Genomic DNA, 4066 nt, shown 5'->3' with positions numbered 1-4066 from the left:
GGAATGCCAAACACCTTCCAGAAACTCGACTGACGCGGCCTCATGCCTTGCCTGCCTTGCGTCTGACGACCCACAGGTAAACACCGCTGCCGAGCACGCTAGCCTAGAGGGTTGCGCAGTGGCTGGCGAGGGGGATTTTTGGGGTTCTTGAGGGCCTCATCGGGGGCAAGCCCCCTCCCACAGTTGACCGAGTTCTGCCTTTGAAATGCGGTCGAATGTGGGAGGGGGCTTGCCCCCGATGGCGTCCTCAAGCGCGCCGCTTGAACAACCCCCAAGCCCCAATGACCGCAGGAATCCCCAACCCGACCCAGCTCAGCGCATCCCACCACCCATCCCCCAGCAGCGCGGCAAACAAACCGGCCGCGCTGAGCAGGCCGATCCCCAGCGGAATGCCAAACACCTTCCAGAAACTCGACTGACGCGGCCTCATGCCTTGCCTGCCTTGCGTCTGACGACCCACAGGTAAACACCGCTGCCGAGCACGCTAGCCCAGAGGGTTGCGCAGTGGCTGGCGAGGGGGATTTTTGGGGTTCTTGAGGGCCTCATCGGGGGCAAGCCCCCTCCCACAGTTGACCGAGTTCTGCCTTTGAAATGCGGTCGAATGTGGGAGGGGGCTTGCCCCCGATGGCGTCCTCAAGCGCGCCGCTTGAACAACCCCCAAGCCCCAATGACCGCAGGAATCCCCAACCCGACCCAGCTCAGCGCATCCCACCACCCATCCCCCAGCAGCGCGGCAAACAACCCGGCCGTGCTGAGCAGGCCGATCCCCAGCGGAATGCCAAACACCTTCCAGAAACTCGACTGACGCGGCCTCATGCCTTGCCTGCCTTGCGTCTGACGACCCACAGGTAAACGCCGCTGCCGAGCACGATGATGGTCAGCCCATCCAGCACTGCCCAGAGGATTTTCATCGGCATGCCGCCGTAGTCGCCGAAATGCAGCGGCTGGGACATGCCCATGGCGTCCATGTACCACGGCCGTTTAGCGATGGCGGTGACGGCCAGCGTGCTGGCGTCGATCAGCACGGGGGTGAGCAGGTGCGCGGTCAGGTGGGTGCTGCCCTTCATGAATACGGCGTAATGGTACTCGCTGGAAAAGCGTGTGCCGGGAAAGGCGATGAAGTCCGGCTGCATGCCGGGCGCGGCCTCAGAGGCGATCTTGAGCAGATCGCTGGCCGGTGCGCGCTGGGTCAGCGGCGGGGCGTGCTTGTACGGTTCGACCATCGCGCTGAGGCTCTCGGTGCGCCAGGCGGCGATGATCAGATCGGCACAGGCGCTGATCACGCCGGTCACGCCGACCACCAGCGCCCAGGTCAGGGTGACCACGCCGATGAGGTTATGCAGGTCGAGCCAGCGCAGGCGGGTGGACTTGTCCTGGCGCACGGTGGCGAATTTCAAGCGGCGCATGAACGGCAGGTACAGCACCGTGCCCGAGACAATCGCGAGCACAAACAGAAGGCCCATGAACGCCAGCAGCCACTTGCCCGGCAGGCCGGCGAACATATCCACATGCAGGCGCAGCAGGAACAGCGTAAAGCCGCCGTTGGCCGACGGCATCGCGACCACTTCACCGGTGCGTGCATCGAGCATGAAGGTGTGGGAGGCGTTGGGTTCGGTGCCGGCGGTGGCGGCCATGATTGCGATCACGCCGTTTTTGTCGTCGTCGTCCCAGGCCAGGTACTGCATGGCTTCGCCGGGGCGATGGGCCTGGGCCTTGGCCACCAGTTGTTCAAGGTTCAGCAGTGGCGTATCGGCGGGCAGCTGCGCCAGTTGTGGCTCGTTGCCCAGCAGGTGATCGATCTCGTGGTGGAAAATCAACGGCAGGCCAGTGAGGGCGAGCAGCAGCAGGAACACCGTGCAGATCAGGCTGGCCCAGGTGTGGATAAAGGACCAGCGGCGGATGGTTGTGCTTTTCATGTTCTAGCCTTCGGACACGCCAAGGCCGCCCCTTGGGGCGGCCGGGTGGTTAACCCAGTCGGTTACCACTGGTAGGTGGCACTGGCGACGACGCTGCGTTGGTCGCCGAAGTAGCAGTAGCTGCCATCGCAGGTCGACAGGTAGTCCTTGTTGAACAGGTTGGTGGCGTTCAACTTCACCGAGGCACCCTTCAGGCTGTTGTCCAGGCGGCCCAGGTCGTAATGCACCGCGCCGTCGAACACCGTGTAGGCATTGGCCTTGCCCAGCCAGGTGTTGGCCTGGTCGCCATAGGTATTGCCGGTGTAACGGGCACCGAAGCCGATGCCGAAACCGTCGAGCACACCGCTGTGCCAGGTGTAATCGGTCCACAGCGAGGCTTGCTGATTGGGCATCAGTTGCAGGCGGTTGCCTTTGTAGATGCCTGTTTGCACCTCGGATTTGGCCAGGGTATAGGCGGCGATGACCTTGAGGTTCTCGGTCACGTCAGACACCGCTTCCAGCTCCAGGCCCTTGACCTTCACTTCGCCGGCCTGGTCGGTGATCGACTGGTTGCCCGAGCCGATTCGGGTCACCAGCACGTTTTTCTGGGTCAGGTCATAGACCGCCGCACTCAGCAGCGTCGTGGAGCCGGGCGGCTGGTACTTGATCCCCAGTTCCCATTGCTGGCCTTCGGTGGGCTTGTACGACTTGACCGGGTCGACGCTGGCGTTGCTCGCCGGCTGGAAGGATTCGGCGTAGGACAGGTACGGCACAAAGCCGGAATCGAACACATAGCTCAGCGCCGCGTTGCCGCTGAAATTCTTGCTGCGATCCGTGTTGGTCGCATCCAGTTTGTTGAAGTAGGTGGTGCCCTGGTGCACCCAGTCTTCGCGTCCGCCGAGGGTCAGGCGCCAGTTGTCCAGGGCCATCTGGTCTTGCGCGTAGAGGCCGGTCTGTACGGTTTTCTGGTTGTAGTCGTAATACGCATCGCCGGTCGGGCGGACCGTGGGCACGGTGTTGACCGGGTTGAAAATGTTGATGCTCGACGCCGTACCGTAGATCGTCCGGAAGGAGGTATCGGTGCGCTGGTGATCCAGGCCGAGCAACACGGTGTGGGTCACGTCGCCGGTGGCGAAGTCAGCCTGGAAGTGGTTGTCCAGCGCAAGCTGACCGATGTTCTCGTCAACGTTGGTGGTCGAGCGCGTGATGGTGCCTGTCGCGTCAGCCGGGGAGTAGGCATAGGAACCCACGGTCAGTTGCTGGAACGACAACTGCGACTTGGTGTAGCGCAGGTTCTGCTTGAACTGCCAGGTGTCGTTGAAGCGATGCTCGAAGGCATAGCCCAGTGCGTAGTAGGTGCGGTCGTAGAACTCGTAGTCCGGATCGCCGAGGTTCTTGTGGTGGGAGATTTCGCCCAGCGGCGATTTGATCTTGGTGCCCTGGATCGGCAGGAACTGGCTGGTGGTGCCGGTATCGTCGCGGGTGAACTGCGAGAGCAGGGTCAGCTGGGTGTCGGTGTCGATGTTCCAGGTCAGGCTGGGAGCGATGTTGTAGCGCTTGTTGTCGATATGGTCGACCTGGGTGCCGGCATCCCGTACCACGCCGCTGACGCCGTAAAGGAACTGGCCTTCATCATCGACCTTGCCGGTGCTGGCGAAATTGATCTGGCGATAGTTGTCACTGCCGTATTGCACTTGAATGGCATGGCTCGATTCCGCGCTGGGACGCCGGCTGACCATGTCCAGCAGGCCGCCCGGCGGTGTCTGGCCATACACCGACGACGCCGGGCCGCGCAGCAGGGCGATGCGGTCGAGGTTCCAGGTTTCGGCTTTCGGGTTGGCGTACACGCCGCGTGGCAACGGCAGACCGTCGAGGAATTGGGTGGGCTCGAAGCCACGCACGCGCATCCAGTCGTAGCGGGTGTCGCTGCCGTAGCTGGCGGACACGATGCCGGGCATGTATTTGACCGCGTCATCCAGGTTCTGCACGTTGCGGTCCTGCATCTGCTCGCGGGTGGCGACGGAGATCGAGCGCGGCGCTTCGACCAGCGCGGTGTCGGTCTTGGTGCCGGCGGCGGTACGCGTCGCCAGGTAGCCTTGCACCGGGCCCCAGGCACTTTCAGCGTTGCCCTGGGCAACGATGTGGGTCTGCGGCAACGCCACGACCCCTTC

At 63.2% G+C, this 4066-nt stretch carries 4 protein-coding genes; all 4 read right to left on the bottom strand.

What is annotated here, in order from left to right:
* Positions 1–247: 247 nt before the first annotated feature.
* Positions 248–430 (bottom strand): hypothetical protein, encoded by a 183-nt coding sequence (locus L9Z73_RS26575; protein ID WP_247407521.1) that lies wholly within the window; start codon positions 428–430, stop codon positions 248–250.
* 203 nt (positions 431–633) lie between these two features.
* Positions 634–816 (bottom strand): hypothetical protein, encoded by a 183-nt coding sequence (locus L9Z73_RS26570; protein ID WP_247407519.1) that lies wholly within the window; start codon positions 814–816, stop codon positions 634–636.
* Positions 813–1916, bottom strand: coding sequence for a PepSY-associated TM helix domain-containing protein (locus tag L9Z73_RS26565; RefSeq protein ID WP_247407517.1), 1104 nt, complete (start codon positions 1914–1916; stop codon positions 813–815). The genes L9Z73_RS26570 and L9Z73_RS26565 overlap by 4 nt, the downstream gene beginning before the upstream one ends.
* Before the next feature lie 62 nt (positions 1917–1978).
* Positions 1979–4066, bottom strand: a 2088-nt coding sequence (locus L9Z73_RS26560) for a TonB-dependent siderophore receptor (protein WP_247407515.1), incomplete at its 5' end; no start/stop codon positions are given.

It is taken from the genome of Pseudomonas emilianonis, from assembly GCF_023072625.1.
Lineage (GTDB): Bacteria > Pseudomonadota > Gammaproteobacteria > Pseudomonadales > Pseudomonadaceae > Aquipseudomonas > Aquipseudomonas paraveronii.
Note: the sequence above shows the minus strand (reverse complement) of the source record. Positions and strands in the feature narration are given on the sequence as shown.

Coding starts and splice junctions, on each gene's coding strand:
- L9Z73_RS26575 (WP_247407521.1), bottom strand. CDS start 430: ATGAGGCCGCGTCAGTCGAGTTTCTGGAAGGTGTTTGGCATTCCGCTG.
- L9Z73_RS26570 (WP_247407519.1), bottom strand. CDS start 816: ATGAGGCCGCGTCAGTCGAGTTTCTGGAAGGTGTTTGGCATTCCGCTG.
- L9Z73_RS26565 (WP_247407517.1), bottom strand. CDS start 1,916: ATGAAAAGCACAACCATCCGCCGCTGGTCCTTTATCCACACCTGGGCC.